At 46.9% G+C, this 22,117-nt stretch carries 11 protein-coding genes and 1 tRNA gene; 3 read left to right on the top strand and 9 right to left on the bottom strand.

The genetic code is table 11. From position 1 onward, the window contains the following. The first annotated feature begins 682 nt into the window (after positions 1 to 682). Positions 683 to 766, top strand: a tRNA-Leu gene (locus L21SP3_RS05410). A gap of 238 nt (positions 767 to 1,004) precedes the next feature. Here L21SP3_RS05410 and L21SP3_RS05405 read toward each other — a convergent pair. The 6 genes from L21SP3_RS05405 to L21SP3_RS05380 form a co-directional block, all read right to left on the bottom strand. Next, complete coding sequence (locus L21SP3_RS05405; protein ID WP_161488111.1) at positions 1,005 to 5,525, bottom strand: PAS domain-containing hybrid sensor histidine kinase/response regulator; 4,521 nt, start codon at positions 5,523 to 5,525, stop codon at positions 1,005 to 1,007. Between the two features lie 189 nt (positions 5,526 to 5,714). Further along, a complete protein-coding gene (locus L21SP3_RS05400) occupies positions 5,715 to 8,264 on the bottom strand; it encodes a hypothetical protein (RefSeq protein WP_077539827.1) in 2,550 nt (849 codons plus the stop codon). A gap of 43 nt (positions 8,265 to 8,307) precedes the next feature. After that, on the bottom strand, positions 8,308 to 9,426 hold the full coding sequence (locus tag L21SP3_RS05395) for a Nif3-like dinuclear metal center hexameric protein (RefSeq protein ID WP_227806835.1): 1,119 nt from the start codon (positions 9,424 to 9,426) through the stop codon (positions 8,308 to 8,310). A 99-nt stretch (positions 9,427 to 9,525) separates the two neighbouring features. Next, positions 9,526 to 11,193, bottom strand: a complete 1,668-nt coding sequence (ilvD, locus tag L21SP3_RS05390) for a dihydroxy-acid dehydratase (protein ID WP_077539824.1) — start codon at positions 11,191 to 11,193, stop codon at positions 9,526 to 9,528. Positions 11,194 to 11,259: 66 nt separating this feature from the next. Next, positions 11,260 to 11,991 carry a biotin--[acetyl-CoA-carboxylase] ligase gene (locus tag L21SP3_RS05385; RefSeq protein ID WP_161488109.1) on the bottom strand — a complete coding sequence of 244 codons (732 nt, stop codon included), beginning with the start codon at positions 11,989 to 11,991 and terminating at the stop codon, positions 11,260 to 11,262. A 68-nt stretch (positions 11,992 to 12,059) separates the two neighbouring features. Continuing rightward, positions 12,060 to 12,494 carry a metal-dependent transcriptional regulator gene (locus L21SP3_RS05380; protein ID WP_077539821.1) on the bottom strand — a complete coding sequence of 145 codons (435 nt, stop codon included), beginning with the start codon at positions 12,492 to 12,494 and terminating at the stop codon, positions 12,060 to 12,062. A gap of 261 nt (positions 12,495 to 12,755) precedes the next feature. Between L21SP3_RS05380 and L21SP3_RS05375 the strand changes: the two genes are divergently transcribed. Beyond that, the gene (locus tag L21SP3_RS05375) at positions 12,756 to 15,044 is read left to right on the top strand and encodes a hypothetical protein (protein WP_077539819.1); all 2,289 of its coding nucleotides are present in this window, start codon (positions 12,756 to 12,758) and stop codon (positions 15,042 to 15,044) included. Continuing rightward, positions 15,044 to 16,336 (top strand): glycosyltransferase, encoded by a 1,293-nt coding sequence (locus L21SP3_RS05370; protein ID WP_077539817.1) that lies wholly within the window; start codon positions 15,044 to 15,046, stop codon positions 16,334 to 16,336. Before L21SP3_RS05375 ends, L21SP3_RS05370 begins: the two co-directional genes overlap by 1 nt. 3 nt (positions 16,337 to 16,339) lie before the next feature. On the opposite strand, the gene L21SP3_RS05365 is transcribed toward L21SP3_RS05370, so the two are convergent. From L21SP3_RS05365 to L21SP3_RS05355, 3 genes are all read right to left on the bottom strand, one after another. Continuing rightward, positions 16,340 to 18,142 carry a glycoside hydrolase family 15 protein gene (locus tag L21SP3_RS05365; RefSeq protein WP_077541854.1) on the bottom strand — a complete coding sequence of 601 codons (1,803 nt, stop codon included), beginning with the start codon at positions 18,140 to 18,142 and terminating at the stop codon, positions 16,340 to 16,342. Positions 18,143 to 18,167: 25 nt separating this feature from the next. After that, a complete protein-coding gene (locus L21SP3_RS05360; RefSeq protein WP_077539815.1) occupies positions 18,168 to 20,333 on the bottom strand; it encodes a bifunctional alpha,alpha-trehalose-phosphate synthase (UDP-forming)/trehalose-phosphatase in 2,166 nt (721 codons plus the stop codon). A gap of 438 nt (positions 20,334 to 20,771) precedes the next feature. Next, entirely contained in the window at positions 20,772 to 22,109 is a 1,338-nt protein-coding gene (locus L21SP3_RS05355; protein ID WP_077541852.1) for a replication-associated recombination protein A, read from the bottom strand. Positions 22,110 to 22,117: the final 8 nt, after the last annotated feature.

The following is a 22,117-nucleotide window of genomic DNA, read 5'->3' as shown; positions in this document are numbered from 1 at the left end:
TGTTTTTAAGAATGTAAAGCCCTTCTATAAAATATCTTACAAATATCCTTCGTGGTTTTAAAATGAATTATTCACCACGAAGAAACCATATTAGCGGAAATTAGTGAAAATTAGCGGTTAAAAAATCTCCCCTCCTATACCTCTCCGCCTGCGGCGGATTCATTCGTGGCTCGGCTTAAATATTTCGTGTCGTGGAATTGCTGCCTAATACTAAGGGCAATCAGAGCCGCACGTGGAGTCCGCCAAAGGCAGAAAGCCTGTCCGCCGAAGGCGGGAAACAAGCGGATAGATGCGGCTTTAAAAAGCTTTGCCGGGAAATATTGTCGCACAATATTTGCTTTCGCTGAGAAATTTTTGTGAATAATTAGCCGCACAAACGGCTTCTTGCCCTCTTTTAATCTCTTTCTACGCAGAATGGTTATTTAATTTCGTATAATGGTTTTGAAATGACCAGCGGCGTTTATACAATTATTCTCAGTATCGCAGTTAAATATGGCTGGGATTAAAGGGTTAAAGCGGTTCCGTGTTTTTTGCGGAACCCTTTTTTTATTTTGCATTTCTGGTTTTCTGCCGAACCATACTAACATTAGACAACTGCCCCCTTATAAAATCAGCTTCAAAATCGCTTATCTTGCATCTTGAAAACAATGCCCTTATTAGTATAATCTCTCTTTCTTATTATGGCCGAGTGGCGGAATAGGCAGACGCTGGGGATTTAAAATCCCCTGACCGAAAGGTCGTGTGGGTTCGAGTCCCACCTTGGCTAAATCGCCCCTTTTTATCTGGTTTTGCAAAGAGGGGTTTTTTTTATGCAAACTACTGCAATCAAAAGGGTTCTTGACTTCGGAGGTAAATTCTCATAAGTCGTTGTCAATATGAAACTCGATATTTTTCGCAGGCATTACAAACCCTTTTCGGAAGGTTTTTTGGCGGGTGAAATTACATTTTCACAATCATACTGCCGAATTCACAGCAGAGCTTATAGCAGAAAGAATAATCTCGCTCTAAACCTCTTCCTCTTCAGCGGAGCAAATCTGTTCAAGCTTGTTTATGAGCTTTTCAATTTGAACAACATCAAAAGTTTCCACTGCCATTTTCAGTTTTCTGCCTATCTCTGTAAGGCCTTCTTCATCTTTTTCCTCGCCGAAGGAAATTATCTTATCAGCTGCAAGCGAGACCTCGTTTATCACAAGTCCTGAGTTTATCATTTTTTTCAGGGGTTCTATTGTACTTTCCCAGATAACAGTTGAATATTCCGGCGAAACCTTTTTATACTCATCCTCATAAGCCTTTATCTTTGAGCTTTCAAAATCAAAATATCTGCTCAAAACATCGCATAGCTCGCTGAAGTTTACCGGCTTAAGCAGGGTTTCATCGAAACTTGTCAAGTCGTAGGAGATGCTGCTTTCCATAGCCGCAGTGAGGGCGATTATCGGTATATCGCCAAAGGTTTCATCCTGCCTGATCTTCTGGGCAAAGCTGCTGCCGTCTATTACAGGCATTCGCAAGTCTGATATGATTATATCCGGTTTGAAGCTGTAAAGCTCGCTGAGCCCTGCTTCTGCACCTTCAACTGAGAGTGTATCGAAGCCAATCTTCTGTAGGTACTCCTCGAGCATATAGCGGTTGTCCTGAATGTCGTCCACCACCATTGCCCTTATACCTTTTGCCCTAAGGAATACGTCCTTTTGATTATTGTCGTTTATTACATCGGGCTTATCTACTGCCTTCTGGTCAGGAAGAACTATTGTAAAACAGCTGCCTGCACCGAGCGCACTTTCAAGGAATATTTCCCCGCCCATCTGTTTTATGAGTTTCTGAGATATGCTCAGTCCGAGCCCTGTACCTTCGTAGCTCCTTGAATCGGAAAGCTCAACCTGCTCGAATTCCTCAAAAATTATTCTCTGATTCTCCTCTGAGATTCCTATTCCGCTGTCTTTAACCCATATTGTTAGGGTGCCTCGGCTGTTATCACCATAGTTATACTGAAAATCTGCGCCCATCTCAATACTGCCCTCGTCGGTGAATTTCACAGCATTGCCCGCAAGGTTTATCAGTACCTGATTTAGGCGTTTGTTATCCAGCATAAGGGTTGGTATGCTGCCTGCATCCAAAGAAAAGCTCAGATTCTTCTGCATTACCTTGTACTTAAATATCATACTGATCTCTTCAAGCATTTTGAGAACATCTGTCTCTTTAGATGTCATACTAATCTTATCTGCTTCGATTTTGGAGATATCGAGTATGTCGTTTACAAGAGAAAGCAGTGCCTGTCCGGCGGTATTAATTGATTCCACATAGCTCTTATGGCTGTCTTTTTCTATCTCGAGAGCAAGTATCTGGCTGAAACCTATAACAGCATTAAGAGGGGTGCGGATCTCGTGGCTCATATTTGCTATAAATGTACTTTTAGCCTTATTTGCAGATTCAGCTGCCTGTTTAGCTTGGAGGAGTCTTTCCTCGTAGGCCTCTCTCTCGCTTACGTCTGTAACGATTGCTGCAAGGAGTTTTTCTCCGTCTTGTGAATTGAAGGCTATTATATCAACCTCTACGCTGATGAGGCTGCCGTCTTTCCTTTTCTGTTTGCTTCTTTTTGTGAGGTTCTGCCCAGGCTGGAGACTGCTGTAAAGCTCGCGGTAGTCCTCGATGTTTTTCATCGTGCTGGACTGAGCCATTGTCCAAGCACGAACAGATTCCATATCCTCCTGAGTGTAGCCTGTGTTTTTCAGCACAGTTTCATTGTAGTATATAATGCGTGAGTCTTTGTCGGCGATATAGATCTCGTTGCTTGAGGAGTTTATAGCCTTGCTCATAAGCTGCAGGCTCTTCTGCATCTCGATTCGTTCGGTTATATCTCTGGAAACAATGCAGTATAGCTGTTTATCTTCAGGCGAAATAAAGCTGGTTATATTAACCTCTGAGGTGTATTTACTTCCGTCTTTACGTGTTTGAACAAACTTATCTATTCGGCTGCTTCCTTGGGCAAGCAGGCGGTTTTGATATTTCTCGTTTGTGTTGAAGATTCTCGAGATATTCTCGCCCCTCAGAGATTCCTTGTCGTAGCCGGTATTATGGGCAACTGCTTCATTGCAGTAGATGATATTTCCGGTTTCATCGCATACGTAGATCTCATCGTTGCTCGAATCCATAGCAAACTGATTGAGCCGAAGCTGCTGTTCTGTTTGAGCCTTTTCTGTGTCGTCCCAGAGCATTACCAGCACGCACTCGCGGGAGTTGTATTCAATGCTTCGCTGGTAGATGTTTGCAATGAAGCTCCTGCCTTCTTTTGTGCTTATTTTAATCCCGAAATTAAGCGGATTGTTCTCTGTACCGTCTTTGCTGGTGTTTATCGCTTGAAGTTGCGAGCAGGTTTTTTCAGCAAATAAATCACTGTAATGTTTGCCTTTTAAGCTATCCGGATGTTCTCCTATGAGCTCTGCAAAACGCTCATTTGAATAAACAAATTCATTGTTTCTGGTTATAAATACGCCGAACATAGAGTTTTCAGTTATATCTCGGAATAGGGCGGATTTCTCCACTGCCTCTTTGCGTGCCTTTTCGAAGTCGGTTACATCCTGAACAACGCCCCAAAGGCCTTTCGGCTCTCCCTTTTGGTCTCTTTCGATTTGAGGCTGCACCCTGAGCGTTTTTCTTACGCCTTTGTAATCGAGCGTCATAAGGAATTTTTTGGGCTCAATTCCAGGTCCGTATTTTTCAAAGTTTTTGGCTACCAGAGGAACGTCTTCTTCGCTGCCCTCTATCGCATCAGCGAGCTCATCTAGGGAAATTTCTGTTTGTCCTTCCGGCATCCCCATTATCTTTCTGATACCGCCGGAAATTTCGTATGTCTTCTTTTCAAAGTTGTAGCTGTAGTATCCGAGGCTGGCAATTTCCGCCACGTCATGGAGGGTATGGCTTTCGGCAATTTTCCGCTCAGCTTCCACTTGTTCTGTAATATCCTGATTGAAGCCGGCAAGCAGATCTTTCGAGCCTGTATTGTGATAATCGAGAAATTCGCAGTAGATATAAATTTTCCGCCATTTCCCTGTGCCGCTCAGAAATCTCGCTTTAATCCCGCTTTTTGGATTTTCGCTGAAATTTAGAATTGAATCCATCAGGTTTTCATAGTCGTCCGGATGACATATATCTTTTAAGATTTTAGGTGAATGAGGCCCTTCCCCGAGCGGTTCTAACCCGAGCATCCTGAAGAAACCCGGCTGGGTATAAAAGGCATTTTCGTTGTAGTCATACTCCCACATCCCCAGCATAGACCCCTTGAGCAGAAGCTCAAATTTCTTCTGTGCCTCCACAAGCTTCTGGAACTGCTGATGCTGGAAAGTGAAATCGAATATTGATATGATAACGTTTGATGTTCCCCCGCTCTCATTCTGCAGAGGTTTAGCCACCAGCTCAACTATATATTCAGCTCCCTGAGCAGACTTCATATTGAGATCTTTTTTGAGGCTTCGGGTTTCCGCCCGGGCGATTACGCTGTCTATAATCTCTTCCAGACTAACTTTCTGCCCGTTATGAGTGAGCTTGACAATATTATCAGCCTTGCTTCCTTCCGGCTGCTCGCTTATGCCCGTCATACGAACAGCAGACTCATTCATTCTGAGAATCTCTTTATCCGGAGAACAGACGATAATAGCCTCATTAACAGAGCTCAGTATCGTCCTTAGAAATTCATAATTATTAGAAAGCCTTGCCGTTAAGGTGTTGAAAGATTTTGAGAGCCTGCCGATCTCATCTTCGCTCTCGCCGAAGTTAAGCCTTGCAGAGAGATTGTTCTCGCGGATGTTCTTCTCAAGCGATTCAGAGCCTTTCAGGATTCTTCTTATTATCTTCTTGTTCATAAAAAATGAGAGCCCGATAAGACCGATTATAGAAAGGCCTGTCGCCGCCTGACTGACAACCGACATCACCGAAAGATGTTCAATGTTTTTCTCCCGGAGTTTGCTCGATGAATCCCCCAACTCAGAGATCACGCCGTCTAAATTATCCCTGATGCGAAGCCTTTTCTGGAAGTAATTTTCGTAAACATCCGGGGCCATAACATCGTCTCTGCCTGAGAGGATCGAGTATCTGCTTGCCAGTTTGGGATCTACTTCGTTAGGATCGCGTCCTGTGTATTTCTCTCGAATCTTCTTGCTGAATTCTATTTCAAAATCTACAAGATTGTTGATCTGGTCTATGATGCTGTTGAGGCTGGATCCCTGAGAGCTGTTGAGCCCGAAACGCTGCGGAGAAACATTAGAATAAAGACGTCTGTTTTCATCGAAGCCTTCCTGGAAGGGCATTGCTTTTGTGCCCCCCATCTGGTTTACTATCTTGGCGAACTCTACTGCATAGCTCTCCTCGCCGGAAATGCAGTAGGTCTCGAAATACTGAGAGGCAATGCGCATCTTAAGCTGCATCTGATAGGCTAAAGAAAGCAGAGCTTCCTCCCTTTCCGCCTGCTGCTCGATTTTCTTCGAAAGGCGAAGTGAGTACTGCTGACAGAAAAGCGGAGTTATAAACAACAAAAACATACCTGCCAGGTATATTATGTGTGTCTTGCGAAGGCTTTTAGTCTTTAAGTTTATTTTTGATAATCTCAAGACTCTATAATCCGTTAAACTGTTACCCTTAATACTCTTTAAATTTGCCGCCTCCGAATATTCTAACAACTATTTACATTAGTTACAGAATAATTACGTGATAATTCAAAAAAATTATAGTTTTTCGTATTTGAGAAAAAGAAAATCGCCTGGTTTATCCATCCTCAAACCTACAAAACCATCATCGCAATCCGTTATTTTTTCTGTCTTTTCAAGAAGATTAGTAATTTTTAGTTTTCCTGACCCTAAAAACAGCAATTTTACAGTGTTGTTTTTGTACGTGTTTTCTTTCTCACGGAAAATCAGGATAAAGCCCTCTTTTGCTTCCCGGCTGCAAAACTGAAACCCTGCCCAAGACTCGCCGCTGGGGCTTTCTCCTATCGGGAAGGTGAAAAGATTGCAGAGCTGTTCTGAGTTTTCCGCATAAACCTCAAAAACTTCAGAAACTGCCTGCTTGTCCTCGATTTTTTCGAAAAACTGGGCTTTCATCCCGGGCAGTCCTGAGCAGGAGGCCGCAGCTGCAAACTCAGGGCTGTATTCGCCAAAGTCCTGAAGAAGTATCAGCCACTTGCTCGGGTTGTTGTATTTTGCAAGCTCCCAGCAGTCTTTCAGTATTTGGCTGCCGCTTCGTGTATGCTCGCTGTTGTAAGGGTAGAGGCGCATCTTTCCGTATTCCCTTAGGCAGTAGTAACCTGCGCTGGGGTATTCTTTTCCAGTTTCCATGGAGAAACAGGAATATCCTTCAGTTTCACGGAGGTATCTCTCGCTCCTCTGACGGAAGCTCTCCAGCTCATTGTAATCCCTGATTTTGGAGTTGTTCAGCGTCCAGAAGGAATTTTTAAGCCTTTCATAATTCCATAGCAGGTCTTGCGTTTCTATGCTGTTAGCCGCTGAAAGGCCGGTTCTGAGGTTGTTCTCAAGCATCGCTTTGAAAACATCCTCCCAGCCGTTTGGGAAGAATTCGCTGTCCGGACGCCACATATCCCTGCCGATCAATCTCTTATCCTTTTGCAGTTCCCAGCCGGAATCTATATTCACTATCCCGAAACCGGCCTTGCCTGCCAGAGCCATCTTTTCAGCAGCAGTTTTGCTGTTAACCGGATTCTGCTCAAGGCTGGTATTGTACCTGCTTCCGGTTCGGTAATAGGTAAATCTGCCCAGCGAATCTTGGGGGAAAATCTTCCGGTCGAATTTTTTCAGGGAAAGCAGGAGCTGGTCTTTATCGCCCTTCGATAACACTGTCCAAGTAGGCCAGCCCTTGCGGAATCTGTCTGCCTTCATTTCAAACTGCCTGATTCCCCAGCCTGTTACTCTGAGCCCTGAGGGGGTAAGCGAGAACCAGCCGGTATCAAAGCTGTCCAGATTGCAGCACTGATTAGACTCTTTCACCACGGCAATCCCGTTCTCTCCGCTCTGGAAGGTCATCAGGTTTGCCCAGTCAAACTGGCGGGATGTGTCGGATTTTACGTTGAGAGTCTCTTCCTTGAGAAGCGAAGGCTGAGGCGCTTTTTTTAGGAAATCTTCATTTATGCAGTTGTAGCCTGCAAAGTTTATCCTGCCCCCGGTGAAATTGATATTCAGGTTCTCTGTTATGCCTCGGCTATGATTGTAGCTTCTGCGTTGCAGGCTTCGCTCGCCGCAGTCCATATAGGCCGCAAGGCCGAAGCCTTCAGGAGCCTTCCCGAGTATAACATCAGCACGATTCACAGGCAGTTCGGAGCGGTGCATTGGTTTTCTGCAGTTCTCCTCATACATCCATATCTCACTTATTACAGCATCAGGACCTTGACGCTTCTGGATTTCGATGAAAAATTCTTCCTCCAAAAGCATATCACCGGGGATAGCAATGGAGAATTCATCCGGTTTTTCCTGCTTGTTTTTGTAGTCTGGGAGTGTTGTGGTGGGTATTAAAATTGCCTCAGAGCGGTCGCCTCCAATTTTCGCCACAACTCTCTGCCTTCTTCCGGTACCGCTCCAGTCCCACCAGCTAAGGCCGAGAATATAATCCCTGTTGTAGCTTATGTTTTTAATTTGAAATCTTATCTGAGAGCTGCTAGAAAGCACTGTAGCGAAAGCGGGGTCTGTCTGGTCTCTGAAATCATCAGGAAAATGCGTGGAGCCGTTTTCTGCTTTGATAATAACCTTGTCTTTTTCGGTTTTTATCGGGGCTATGCTTTGCGGAGGTCTTTTTATCCCGAGCTGTGTTTTTATGCCTTCTGCCCCGGGATACACATATGCCTCATACAAAACTGAAGTCTTCTCTGAAGGGTAGTAAATTACTGCCTTGAGCCTCAGGTGCTTTTTGGTAAACGGGGAGGCTTGTTGAACTTCGGCATCTAATTTTCTGATAACCCCCTTTTTATCTTCAGTTACTGCGAAGTATGCCCAGTCGCATTTTGTTTGGGGTTTTTCGATCCATTCTTTGCCTGTGCTGAGATTTTTCAGGCTTACTGTACCCAAGCCGTAATCTGTCCATTGCCATACTCGCTGCACCTTGCCTGTGGTTGCGGTCAGACGCTCGCCGTCGCTGTAAATCCTTGCATCCCCGAGGGATTTGTCTATCGGAGGTATAAAGGCAAAACTAAACGCTGGAATGAACAAAAAAGCAAAGGCAGCTGCTTTCGTCACTGATGCATAACTCTTTAATGCTGTTTTAAATTTCATTTATTATCCTGCTTCTATAAGCTGTTAAACCAGCTGTTTAATCCTATAACATAGTCCAACTGAACGGGTCTTTATCTTCTTTGGATACTTCAGCTATGATGTCTTTGTTCAGCTCAGTCAATTTTTCAGCAAGGCTGGTGAGTATAAATCTTTCTGATACGCTGTGGCTCAGGCATATACAGCTAAGGCCTGCTTCCTGCGCCTTGAGGGCTTCGTGATGTTTCATCTCGCCGGTGATGTAAAGCTGGCAGCCTGTCCTGACAGCAGAGGAAAATATGTTCCCGCAGGAACCTGCGCATACAGCCGCCTTTTCAACTTTTCTCTTCTTTTCGCCTATAAGGCCGAACACCTCAGCTCCGGTAATATGTTTAATCCTTTTTGCCACCTGCTCCACCGTGGCCGGTTCTGTGAGAGTTCCGTATCTGCCGAGACCGTATTTTGTCTGGAGTGTTTCCATCGACACGAAATCATAAGCGGGCATTTCGTAAGGGTGGGCTTTGAGTACTGCTTCAAGTACATCGCCTCTTTTATTTTCGGGCACTGCCGCTTCAAGCCGAATCTCAAATACCTGTTCAAACGAATCTACGCTACCAATTGCAGGGTTTGCGCCTGATAGGGGGCGGAAAGTGCCTCTACCTTCCGCGCTGAAGCTGCAGCAGTCGTAATTGCCGATTTTCCCTGCGCCCGCTTGGAATGCTGCCTCTGCAACGCTGCCTGCATAATCCTTCGGCACGAAAACCGTAAACTTCCAGAGTTTGTCCGAATCCAGCTCTGCCGGGTCGCTCAGGATTTCCGGCTTTTCTATTCCCGCTGCCTCTGCAAGCTTGTCGTTCACTCCTCCGTGAGCGGCATCGCATGCGGTGTGTATGCTGAAAACATTGAACCCGTTTCTGATGAGCTTGTAAATAACGGGCTTCTCGGACTGCATCGTAATTTTTTTCAGTCCCTCCCATATCACTGGGTGATAGCAGAGGATGGTGTCGAAGCCGCCTTTTTCCGCTTCGCTGTAAACGGCCTCTGTCAGGTCTATGCAGAGAAGAACCCTGCCAAGCCGGGCATCATTATCGCCTATCAAATGCCCCACATTATCCCAGCTCTGTGCGAGCTGAAGCGGGTAGATTTCATTTATCAATCTTAGAAACTGTTTTGCGTTTACGGCCATTTTATAAAAACTAAAAACTGAAATTATCAAAAACAGGCGGCTTCAAAGCCCTGCAATGAAAACCGCCCTGTCTCTTAGTTCAAATCACTAACGTCTTCATCACCATTCAAGCACTGCGCCTTTATCAGCGCTTTGAGCCATCTTTGCATATTTTGCCAGATAGCCCGTTTTGATCTTCGCCTCACGCGGCTTCCATCTGCTGCGTCTTTCTTTCATCTGCTCTTCGGAGATATCAATTTTGATTGAATTCTCAGGGATGTCGATGTCGATTATATCTCCGGGCTCCACAAGTCCTATAGGGCCTCCAGAAGCCGCTTCGGGGCTAACGTGACCGATGCAGGCGCCTCTTGTTCCCCCGCTGAAGCGTCCGTCTGTTATCAGGGCAACGCTCTCGCCGAGCCCGGCACCCATGATGTAGCTTGTGGGGCTGAGCATCTCCTGCATGCCAGGCCCGCCTTTTGGGCCTTCATAGCGGATTATCACAACATCGCCTTCTTTAACCTTTCCTCCGAGTATGCCCTCGCAGGCCTCTTCCTGGCTCTCGAATATAACAGCAGGGCCTCTGTGTTTCATCATTGATTTATCAACGCCTGCAGTTTTAACCACGCACCCGTTTGGAGCGAGGTTGCCGGTGAGGATTGAGAGCCCGCCGGTTTTGCTGTAGGCCTTTTCGAGCGGATGAATGCATTCTTGATTTTTGATATCGGCTCCGGCAATATTTTCCCCGATTGTCTTGCCTGTAACGCTGAGGCAGTCTTCGTGTATCAGGCCTTCTGTTTTGGATATTTCCTTCATAATCGCGCTGATTCCGCCTGCCTCGTTTACGTCCTGTATGTGCCAGTCGCTGGAAGGGGAAACCTTGCAGATATTCGGGCATTTTCTGCTTATGCTGTTTATTCTTTCAAGGTCGTAGTCAACTCCTGCCTCTTTGGCAACAGCGAGGGTGTGCAGAATAGTGTTTGTAGAACCGCCCATAGCCATATCTACAGTGAACGCATTATCGACAGATTTCTCGTTGATGATATCAAGAGGCTTGAGGCCTTTCTTGAGGAGTTTGAGTATTTGGCTGCCGGCCTGTTTATAGAGCTTTTCCCTTTCCGGGTCCGTCGCAAGAACAGTTCCGTTGCCAGGCAGCGCCATGCCTATCGCCTCGCAGAGGCAGTTCATACTGTTCGCTGTGAACATACCTGAACAGCTCCCCTCGCCCGGACACCCGTTTGCCTCGAGGTCTGCAAGGTCTTCATCTGTGATCAGGTCTTTGTTTCTCTTTGCAACGCCTTCAAATATGCTGATTAGGTCAACCACGTTCCCGTTTTTGTCAACGCCTGCCTTCATCGGGCCACCGGAAACGAAAATTGTGGGAATGTTTACGCGCATCGAGCCCATAAGCATTCCGGGAACTATCTTATCGCAGTTTGGTATGCATACCATCCCGTCGAAGCAGTGGGCGTTGCACATTGTTTCCACAGAATCAGCGATAATCTCTCTGGAGGCAAGCGAGTATTTCATCCCGCTGTGTCCCATAGCGATTCCGTCGCATACCGCGATTGTGTTGAATTCGAACGGAACTCCGCCAGCATCACGTATCGCCTGTTTTACGATTTTCGCAACGAGATTCAGATGAACGTGCCCGGGTACAACCTCGCAAAAGCTGTTCGCTACAGCGATAAAGGGCTTGCCCATATTTTCTCTTTTTATCCCGCATGCACCGAGCAGGCCGCGGTGTGGGGCTCTTTCTATACCGCTTTTTACTGTATCACTTCTCATTTGTTATCTCCTGTTATCTTTTACAAGCAATTTTTCTATAATAACATTGCGCACTGAAAATACAAACTATAATTTCCAGTTTACATCGCCTGTGTATATATGTTCAATTCTGTTATCTTTTCTTTCAAGCACAAGCGCCCCATGGTCGGTTATGCCTCTGAACAGTCCCGTTTTTAAAATCTCTCCGTCTTCGGAAATATCGATCTTAAGGCCTAATCCGAAGGCCAGCTCTTCCCAGCGTTTTTTAACCGCTGCAAAGCCTTCATTAAGCCATATTTCAAACCAAAAGCTCATTTTTTCGAGTATTGTGTTAATCAAATCTTCCGGTCTGTAGCAGATGCCGGTTTCAAGATATACTGAGCTGGCAGGCTGATCGATCTTTGCAAGCTGCTGCTGAGTCATATTAATGTTTAGACCAATTCCGCAAACGGCCATAGTTTGGCCTTGGCAGTCCGCAGTTTCGCAGAGAATCCCGCAAATCTTTCTGCCCTCGCATAGGATATCGTTCGGCCATTTTATCTCAGCCTGCTCGATTCCCAGTTCCCTGAGCACCTCGCAAACAGCCACTCCCGCGGTTAGCGTTATGCTTGATATATCTTTTCTCTCTTCTCTGATTTTTGATACAAAAGAAAAGGTAAGGTTTTCGCCTTCCGCCGAGTTCCATATCCTTGCTTTTCTTCCTCTGCCCTTGAGCTGCCTTTTTGCTGCTGCGGCTGTGCCGGCAGGGTCAGCGAGCGCGCCTGAGGAAATCTTTTCTTTAAGATAGGTGTTGGTAGAATCAAGCTCATCAAACCACACTGGTTTTTTGAAGCTGTTTCGAATTTTTGTTTTTATGTTCTCATCTCCTCTTTATTCAGCAGTCTCTTTTACTTTTCGCTGTTGAGGCGGCTTTTAAGCTTATCAGCCAGCTTCGTTCCTTCAGGGCTTTCAAGGAAATACATAAGCGATGCGAACTTGTCGTAGATCTCCTGATGCAGCTCGTGTTCGCATTTGCAGGCCGCTTCTTCTGCCTTCTGCTCTTCCACGCAAAGCACATCTTCGAAAAATCTCTTCAAAAGTCTGTGTCTCGATTCTACTCGAACCGCCTCATTACGACCGTTCTGAGTGAGCCTGATATGTTCGTACGGAGTGTAATGTATCAGCCCCTTGGCTGATAAGGACTGAAGCGCACCGGTTACCGAGGCCGCTCTAACTCCCATTCTGCCTGCGATTTGCTTAACCCTTGCAGAACCTTCCTTTTCCTGAATTAAGTATATGGCCTCCAAATAATCCTCAAGCCCAGAGGTTAATTTTTTTTCCATAATTCACCTTTTATAAAGCCTGAAAACAGGCTGTTTGTATTTTTTTACTGCCCCTAACGCTTGATAAATGAATCTTAACCTTATATGATGAATATGTCAAGTTCTCTCGGGATTGAGCAAACTTGCTTTTCAGAGAGGTTTTTAGGTCTAAAAGGAGCAGAAAGGCGAACAATGGAGCCTTATGAATGTATAAAAAATGGTTGAGAGGATTAGGGCTCTTATGGCTTATACAAAAAAACATAATCAAGCAAAAGGTTTTCTATGTGGTTGAAATGGTTTCCATGGAAATTTTTAATATCGTATGCAGCAAAAAGACACGGTTTTTTAGACCCTGTAGTTCTTTGGTCGTATTTTCAGAGGTTTTCTCAGCCTTCTGAGGTTGCCGGGCCTATAGAGCTGATAAGGGATAATATCGTTTTCCATTCACGCGGGCTTATAAACAGCAGGGCAATACCCCAGAATTCAGACTGGATATGGCCGTACTGGATTCAAAGGCAGTTCAACCCTTCGGACAAGTCTTTCGTGCCCAGCGCATTCTCACTGACGTACATCAATCTTACCCATCGCAACTGGACAGCAGCAGGCCTTCCAGGGCTCGGTTATTTGCCCATTACAGACCCTGCAGGTACGGTAACACCCCACTGGGACGGCTGGTCTCTGGATTTCTGGCTTGTCGATAAAAACGGCAATGTGCAGGCATCCTCCAAAATCGAAGGCAAAACAAAACAGAGGCTCTGCTTTTTCGGGAATCTCGCTGTTGTTACAAAAACCGAGTTCGATTCGGGCAAGATAATCTCCGCAGTTCAGGTTCGTCAGAGCAAGGGCGAGTATGTTTGCGATATTAAGCTTCGTGTTCGCTCATCTGAGAGGCTTGCGGTCTCCCTGCGCCCATACAATCCTGAAGGGATCAGCTTTGTGCATACGGTAAAACTGGACAATGAAGCCCGCAGATGGCAGATCAACGATAAAACCTCTGTCCTGTTTGACAGGCGGGTTGATAACAACTATATGCAGAGATATGCAGACGGCGATGTTTCAGCCAGGCTTGCGGATAAGTCTTCTGAAACTCAAGACTCGGTTAAATGCAGCGTTGGCATGGCCACAGCAGCAGCTGTTTTCGAGCCTGATGAGAACGGGCAGCTCGATATGAACCTTTATATACCGCTGAGAAAGCAAACCTTCTTCGGCGACAGGTCTTCCCCGAAAGGAAACAAACCTGCAGGCAAGGCTCTTTCCTGGAAGGATTCGCTTAAAGGCAGATGCAGAATTATTATCCCCGATAAGAAGAAGCAAAGGCTCTACGAAACCGCCTTGAGAAGCGTTGCACTTCATACCGTGGGAGAGGATGTTTACCCAGGCCCGTTTACATACAAACGCTTCTGGTTTAGAGACGCCTCATTCATTCTGGATGCTCTTTTATGTGCGAATCTCTCGCATCTTGCCGAACCGGTTATAGGCTCATACCCATCAAGGCAGAAAACAGGGGGCTATTTCCGCTCTCAGGACGGCGAATGGGATTCTAACGGTCAGGCAATATGGATTATTCACAGAAACTGGAAGATGAAAGGCAGACCGCTTTCCACTGATATTTTTGAATCGGTGTGCAAAGCCGCAGACTGGATCTGCAGGAAATGTACTAACCCCGATAAAGACTCAATGCATGCAGGGCTTCTGCCGGCGGGCTTCAGCGCAGAGCATTTCGGCCCGAACGACCATTACTACTGGGACGATTTCTGGGCTCTGGCCGGCCTGCACTGTGCTGCGGAGATAGTCGAATCCTCTGGTATGATAAGCAAAGCAGAGAAATACAATAATCAGGCTATTAAGCTCCGCAGGGCTATTGATGCAAGCATTGAGAAGGCGTCTGCAAAGCTGAACCAGCGGGCAATTCCGGTATCACCCTACAGGCGTCTTGATGCAGGTGCTGTGGGATCTATTGTATGCGGATATCCGCTCCAGCTTGTGGAGCCTGAAGATTCCCAGCTGCTTGCTACAGTAGAATTTTTAATGAACAACTGCCGAGTAAAGGACGGTTTCTTCCTTGATATTTCGCATTCGGGCATAAACCCGTATCTAACTCTGCATATTGCCCAGGTGCTTATGCGAGCCGGAGACAGCAGGCATTTTGAGCTCGCTGACACTCTTTGCCGGCTTGCTACGCCTACAGGGCAGTGGCCTGAGGCGGTGCACCCGAGAACCGAAGGCGGCTGCATGGGAGACGGCCAGCACATCTGGGCGGCTGCTGAATGGGTGAACTACATCAGAAGCTGTATGGTTTATGAGCAGAAAACGAAGAATCAGCTCATCCTCGGAGCAGGTATTCATCCAGATTGGACAAAGGCAGGCGAGGTGGTAAGCATAGGCCCAGCCCCAACTCTCTGGGGAACAGTAAATCTTACACTGCGATTTGAGGAAGATTCAGTTTCTGCAGAATTCAAAGCAGACTGGCACGGACAGACGCCCGAGGTTGTCCTGAAGATTCCCGGATTCTCGCAGAAAACAGCGACGCAGGAAGCAGGGGAGTTTAAAGCGGAAAGGATAAATGATTAATGCGTATCCTGATGGTAACAAACAGTTATGCCCCTTATGTAGGGGGTATTGAGAAGTCTATCCAGTCTTTCGCTCAGTATTTCAGGGAGAAGGGACATTCTGTTCTGGTGATTGCGCCGAAATCAGATAAGCCTGTGGAAGACGAGCAGGATGTACTCAGGGTTTCGGCGATAAACAACTTCAACGATACCAACTTCCCCGTAACCATACCCCTGCCCGGGGAGATACGTTCGAGGATAAAGGATTTCAAGCCCGATATCGTTCATTCGCACTTTCCGTTTATCGTTGGCAGTACCGCCCTTCGAATCGCTGCTTCAAGAGAGATTCCCCTTGTATTTACATACCATACAATGTATGAGAGATACATACATTATATAAACGCAGATTCCGAACGCGTAAAACGCTTCGTCCGCTCCGTTACAAAAGGCTATTCAAACCTTTGCGACAAGATAATAGCCCCGAGCAGGGCGGTAAAATCGATGCTTATTGGCAGGGGGGTTAAAACGCCCATAGTCGTAATACCCTCAGGCATTGAAGTCCAGCAGTTCAAAACAGGCAGAGGTCAGAATTTCAGAAAGAATTACGGCATATCCGAAGATTGCTTCCTGATGGGGCATATCGGCCGATTTGCTCCGGAGAAAAATCTGGACTTTCTTCTCAGCTCTGTAATTAAAGTGCTCAATAATAATCCTGATGCTTGTTTCCTCGCTGTTGGAGACGGACCGCAAAGAAGCCAAATGGAGCAGAAAGTAAAAGACCATGGCGTTTCTGGAAGGGTTGTTTTTACCGGTATGCTCTCTGGGCAGCAGCTTTACGATGCCTACGATGCAATGGATTTGTTTGCATTCGCCTCAAAAACAGAAACGCAGGGTATGGTGCTCGCAGAGGCTATGGCTTCAGGAACGCCCGTGGCAGCTTTGAATGCCCCTGGTGTTGACGATATCCTCGAAGACGGGAAAAACGGGCTTATGGTGGAGAATGAAAATGCCGATTCATTCGCTGAGAGAATCGGCGAGTTTTTAGAACTGCCTGAAGATGAGAAAAAGGCTATGCGCAAATGCTCAGAGAAAACAGCTGAAAGGTTTTCGATAGATGCCTGCAGCGACTCGGTACTGCAGCAGTACAGCGAGCTTTGCAGCTTCCGCAAAGACACCCTCACAGAAAAGCATCAGGCTCGCTGGCAAAACTCCATGGAGCTGATAAAGGCCGAATGGGATATATTCCGCAATTACGTCAGCGCCGCAGGGATGATGTTTTACACAAGACAAGGCAGAGGCAAGTCCGGCGAATAATCATTACGGCTTAAAGTCGTCTGCGTTTTTGAGCCAGTACGGGCTTTCAGAAATTGTAAGGGCTGTATCTATAAGCGAGATATGCGAATACCCCTGCGGAAAATTCCCGAGAAGACGCTTGCTTTCAAAGTCTATATCTTCGCTGAAAAGCCCGAGGTGGTTGCCGTAGCTGAGAACCCTTTCGAAGTTTTCTGTTGCCTCTTTTCGCCGGCCTATGAAAAAAAGGCACTTTATCATCCAAAAAGTGCAGGTCGTGAAGCTGGATTTCGGAGTCCCGAAATCGTCCGATGTCTTATAACGATACATCAGCCCGTCCCTGCAGAGGTCTTTATGAGTTTCAAGCACAGTATTAACGTAAGTTGGATCGCTCGCCTGAAGGAAACCGTATTCATTGGCCAGCAGATTCGCCGCATCGATAGACTGAGACCCGTAATACTGCGTAAGCGTGTTGGTTCTCGGGTCTCTGCCCTTTTTGAGAATATCTTTCTTTATAACCTCACGCAGTTTGATATAGCTGTTGGCCTCTTCGCTTTTCCCGAAGAAGTTTGCAATCCTTGCAGCCCTGTCCATGCCAACCCAGCAGAGCAGTTTGGAGAAGGTGAAGTGTTTCTGTTCGGTGCGGAATTCCCATATACCTGAATCGAGCTTCTGCCAGTTGTTTTTTATATGCCTCGCGAGGGTTCTGGTTACCGTCCAGAGGTCTTCTTTGTTGTCTATTGAGTCGTGGAAGAATACAAGGCTCTCCCAAATTGCATCAAGCACAATCCCGTATATGTCGTTTTGCTTCTGCCTTGCTGCGGCATTTCCAATACGCACCGGCTTTGAATTTTCATATCCATCCAGCCAAGGAAGCTCTTTTTCCTTGAGCACCCCGCGGTGGTTAATCGGATACATAATCTGAATCTTTTCGTTTTTGTACGGGATTATATCCAGCAGAAACCTGAGGAAGCGTCTTGCTACGTTGTAATGTCCGAGCCTTGTGAGAATGCTGATTGTCATCGACGCATCTCTCAGCCAGCAGTAGCGGTAGTCCCAGTTTCGAACCTCTCCGATTGTTTCAGGCAGGCTTGTCGTGGCGGCTGCGAGAATAGCACCTGTCTTCTGGTATGCAAGCAGCTTGAGCACAAGGGAGCTTCTCTCAACCTCTTTCTGGTAGTTGGTGTAAACCTTAGTTTTAGACACCCAGCCCATCCAGTAAACCCTTGTTCGCTGGTATTCAAGCTCGATCCAGTCTAAATCAGGGCGGAAAAGCTTCTGATTGTAGCCCAGAAGAAGGAAGTGGTTTGTGGTGATTTTTACCGGCTTGGAGGCAATCACATCATCGAAGCTGAAATCAGTGTAGAGATAAACAGATTCATAAGCCCCTTTCTTAGTGGAGTATTTTATGTATTCGCCGTTCTTGCTTACCACAGTTCCGTCCTTGGCGTAGGCAGGCCGAGGGTCGCACTTGATCATTACCTCAGGTTCGCCCTTGATATGCCTTATGAACCGAACAACCTCAGGCGGGCAGTGATAAAATCCGGCCTCGGTTTTGTATCTGGGCATAAAATCATACACGCAAAACGCATCTTCGCCGTTGCTGAATTCGGTGGCCAAGACGTTGGTCTTGTCGATATATTTCTGCGTAATCTGGTAGTTATCTGCTGCTTCCAGAGAAAAGCTCCCTCCGATATTTTTATCGAGTATCTTGGCAAATACCGAAGGTGAATCAAAATCCGGAAGGCAGCACCAGTCTATACTGCCTTGCTTGCTCACTAATGCTGCGCTCTTGCAGTTGCCGATAATTCCGTAGTCGAGATTCTGCATTGATTCCTCAAATGTTGTGTAATTGTTATTTAAGCTGTTTAAGAAATTCACGAAGCTGCTGAGGCCTGTTGAGCTTGTATTTAGCAGCTGAAATGCCTTTGCCTATCTTGCAGGAAACAGACCCCTCAGGCATGGCTTCAAACATATCTTCATCTGTGCAGTCATCGCCTGCGCAGAAGATAAAATCCCAGTCTTCCTTGGCCGTCCAGTAGCCTGCGGCCTGTCCTTTATTCACGCTTACCGGCTTAACCTCAACAATCTTGTTTCCCTCGAAGACCCCAATATTGAGATTTGCTGCCATCATCATAAGCGTATCCTTAAGCTCCTGCGTACGAAGCTTTGCGAGGTCCGGTTCGCTCTTTCTGAAATGCCATACAAGAGAGGAAGACTTTTCCTCTATAAGCGAGCCGGGAGTTCTGTCAACTGTAAGCTCCAATATGGGCTTTATCATCTCTTTCCAGTTGCTCTCAGCGTTTATGGCTGATTCCCAGTCTCCCCCGGCGCTTTTATAGAAAGCCCCGTGTTCTGCCGCGAGGTTCAAAGGCAGAGCCCCGAGCCAGTTGGAAAGCGTGTCCTTATCTCTGCCGCTTATTACTACAACGGTATTCTTTTCATTTGTGCATAGGCCTTTCAGTGTTTCTATAATGTCCTGACAGGGCATCGCATCTTCCGGGAGCCTCGAGAACGGGGCGAGAGTGCCGTCGTAGTCGAGAAGAATAAGCCTTTTATCAGAATTGTTATACTCCTCAACAGCATTCTGCTGATGCTGACGAGTGAAGTATTTGGTTCTGAGCCTGCTTTGTTCTTTCTTTATCTCCTTAAGGCTTACGATGAACTCTGTAGCCCACCGGCCGACAGTGTATCTGGAGATTCTGCCCTGCATCATTTTGTTTCTTTTGGCTCTCTGGTCTTGGGGCATATCGAGGGCGGTCTTTATCGCATCCACAATCTGGTCCTTGTGGTGCGGATTGATTACTATAGACTCGGAAAGCTCGCTTGCAGCGCCTGCCATCTCGCTGAGAATCAGAACTGCCTGATGGTCTTTGTTTTTCTGGGCAGCTATGAATTCCTTCGCCACGAGATTCATACCGTCTCGCAGGGGCGTGATAAGCCCAATATCCCCGCGGTAGTAGAATTCTGAGAGCTCGTCAAACGGAAGGCTGCGGAACATATACGAAATCGGCGTCCAGTCAACAGTGCTGTATTTTCCGTTGATGCGTCCTACGTCCTTCTCGATTGTTTCCCTCAGGCTCGCATACTCCTCCACCTCCGTCCTCGTTGGAACGGCAATCATGACAAGACGCACCTTACCATGATATTCGGGGTATTTGCTGAGAAAGCTTTCGTATGCCTCGAGCCTGTTTGGTATGCCCTTGGTGTAGTCCAGCCGGTCAACAGAGAGGATAATCTTGGGCTGTTCATCCTTCACGGGCTTATCCCTGAATTTCTCGGGGATTGAGGCATATTTTTCGTAGTCTATCCCCATCGGGAAGGCATCCACCCTTATCTGCCGATTATCGATCTGGAGCTTGCTGAGGTGGTGTTCGCATCCGCATATCCTGTAAACACTGCTCAAAAAGTGTCTTACGTAGTCATATTCGTGAAAGCCGATTAAGTCTGCGCCGAGGATACCGTTCAGCAGCTCGCTTCTCCTGGGCAGCTCCCTCATAAGCTCGAATGACGGGAACGGAATGTGAAGGAAAAACCCTATCTGCGCCTCGGGAAGCTTTTCTCTTATCATCTCGGGAAGAAGCATAAGCTGATAATCATGCACCCAGATGAAGTCGTCCTCGTTCACATGCTTGACAAGCTCGTCGCAGAAGAGCTGGTTGGCGGATTTATAGGCCTGCCAGAAGGCCTCGTCGTATATTGAAAGCTCGGAGAAGTAGTGGAAAAGAGGCCAGATGGTTCTGTTGCAGAATCCTGAATAAAAATTGTCTATCTGATCTGTTGACAAAAATACCGGATAGCACCCTCTCTCAGTGAGCGTTTCTGATGCCTCTTTCTTTTCTTTTTTTGTAAGAGCCTCTGAGGGGATCCCGGGCCAGCCGAACCATATCTTCTCGCCGTGGCCGGTGAGTGAAGATATACCCGTGGCAACTCCGCCTACGCTGTCTCGGTAGCCGAATTTACCGTCCTGCTTGGTTACGTTTACCGGAAGCCTGTTTGATATTATAACTAATCGGGACATCTTTACCCCTTTCCTTGTTTAGTTTGTTAACACTTGCTCTCAGTTTATCGGATTTAGCGATAATATCAAATCAGATGTTCACAAACTTTAAAATTCAACCGGCTGATTTCGAAGATTTGCTTTTTGTCTTACCACTAAGGGCTCTAAACACACAAAGGAGATATGGTTTTTGGTAAAATTATTACCCACAGATGGCACGGATGGCACAGATAAATTTAAGAATGTAAGCGCTTGCAATAAAACAATTTACAAAAAATTCTTCGTGTTCCTTCGCGCCCTTCGAGCCCTTCGCGGTTTAATCCAATCCCACGAGGATTAAAAAAATTCCACGCCAAAATCCTGTCTAAAAACAAACCCGTAAATCAGGGCTGCACTTTCAGTCGCATTGATAGCGGGTTTGTGAGCGGTTTAAATCCGCTTGTTCGCGTGGTGCTGTGCTTATTGCTCGTTTGAATCGAGGATTGCCCTGTTTCTCTCGAGGATTTCGCGAATCTTTTTCTCCCTGCCTGAGTCTGCGGGGCTGTAATACTTTTTTCTCTGCTGCGAGCCTGAGTAGTTCTGGGGCACAATTCCTCCCGGGTAGTCGTGGGGGTATTTGTAGTCCAGCCCTCGGCCGAGGGACTTAGAGCCCTTGTAATGGGTGTCTTTGAGGTTCTGGGGGACATCGGTTATCCTCCCGTTTTCAACATCGGCCACCGCCTCCCACACGGCTTTTGCGGATGCGTTGGATTTGGGAGCGCAGGCCAGATACGTAACCAGCTGTGAAAGCGGAAGCTGAGCCTCAGGCAGCCCCACAAACTCCGCCACCTGCACAACAGAAGCCGCAAGCACTGTGGCGAACGGGTCTGCATTGCCGATATCCTCCGCTGCGCACACCGCCGCACGCCTTGCGATAAAGCGAACATCCTCGCCGCCTGCTATCATCCTCGCAAGCCAGTAAACAGCGGCATCCGGATCCGAGCCGCGTATGCTTTTTTGCAGAGCGCTTGCGATATCGTAATGCGAATCGCCCTTGCGGTCGTAGGCAATTTGCTTTTTCTGCACCGATTCACGCACATCCTCCAAGGTTACCTCTCTGCTGCTGCCGGCTTCGGGCTTTTTGCTCAAAACCGCAATCTCAAGGGCATTCAAACTTCGCCTTGCATCTCCATCGCAAATCTGAGCGATAAATTCCATTGCTTCTTCTGAGATGGATAAATTCGTTTCGCCGAGGCCTCGTTTTTTATCTTTCGCAGCCCTTTTCAGAAGCTTTTTGATATCGTCTTCAGAAAGCGGCTTAAACTCAAATAGAGTGCTTCTGCTGATAAGCGGGCCGTTTACTGAGAAAAAAGGGTTCTCAGTGGTTGCGCCGATAAGTATCAGAATCCCGTGCTCCACTTCGCTGAGCAGGCTGTCCTGCTGTGTGCGGGAAAAACGGTGTATCTCGTCGAGGAAAAGAATCGTTTTGGCCTTTGAGTTTATCAGCCTCATTTTAGCCCGCTCTGTAATGCTGCGAACGTCTTTAACTGAGGCTGACGGGGCGTTTAGGTATTCGAAATGTGCGTTTATTGTATTCGCTATCACCCTTGCAAGGCTCGTTTTGCCTGTACCCGGAGGCCCGTAAAACAAAACGCTTGTGAGGCTGCCGGCATCAAGCATACGCCGCAAGAGCTTCCCTTCGCCCGCAAAATGGCTCTGGCCCGCAAATTCGTCAAGATTCTCAGGCCTCATCCGAACAGCTAACGGGGCGTTTGAAAGGATTCTTTCTTCTTCCTGCTTTTTGAATAATTCATCCATAGCCCAGA

The organism is Sedimentisphaera cyanobacteriorum (assembly GCF_001997385.1).
In the GTDB taxonomy this organism is placed as follows: Bacteria; Planctomycetota; Phycisphaerae; order Sedimentisphaerales; family Sedimentisphaeraceae; genus Sedimentisphaera; species Sedimentisphaera cyanobacteriorum.
The sequence above is the reverse complement of the archived record's forward strand: the minus strand, read 5'-3'. Positions and strand labels throughout refer to the sequence as shown.

Bases quoted from the DNA above. Each gene is read 5' to 3' on its own strand.
- L21SP3_RS05355 (WP_077541852.1), bottom strand. From the start codon at position 22,109: ATGGATGAATTATTCAAAAAGCAGGAAGAAGAAAGAATCCTTTCAAAC.
- L21SP3_RS05360 (WP_077539815.1), bottom strand. From the start codon at position 20,333: ATGTCCCGATTAGTTATAATATCAAACAGGCTTCCGGTAAACGTAACC.
- ilvD (WP_077539824.1), bottom strand. From the start codon at position 11,193: ATGAGAAGTGATACAGTAAAAAGCGGTATAGAAAGAGCCCCACACCGC.
- L21SP3_RS05380 (WP_077539821.1), bottom strand. From the start codon at position 12,494: ATGGAAAAAAAATTAACCTCTGGGCTTGAGGATTATTTGGAGGCCATA.
- L21SP3_RS05365 (WP_077541854.1), bottom strand. From the start codon at position 18,142: ATGCAGAATCTCGACTACGGAATTATCGGCAACTGCAAGAGCGCAGCA.
- L21SP3_RS05370 (WP_077539817.1), top strand. From the start codon at position 15,044: ATGCGTATCCTGATGGTAACAAACAGTTATGCCCCTTATGTAGGGGGT.
- L21SP3_RS05395 (WP_227806835.1), bottom strand. From the start codon at position 9,426: ATGGCCGTAAACGCAAAACAGTTTCTAAGATTGATAAATGAAATCTAC.
- L21SP3_RS05375 (WP_077539819.1), top strand. From the start codon at position 12,756: ATGTGGTTGAAATGGTTTCCATGGAAATTTTTAATATCGTATGCAGCA.
- L21SP3_RS05400 (WP_077539827.1), bottom strand. From the start codon at position 8,264: ATGAAATTTAAAACAGCATTAAAGAGTTATGCATCAGTGACGAAAGCA.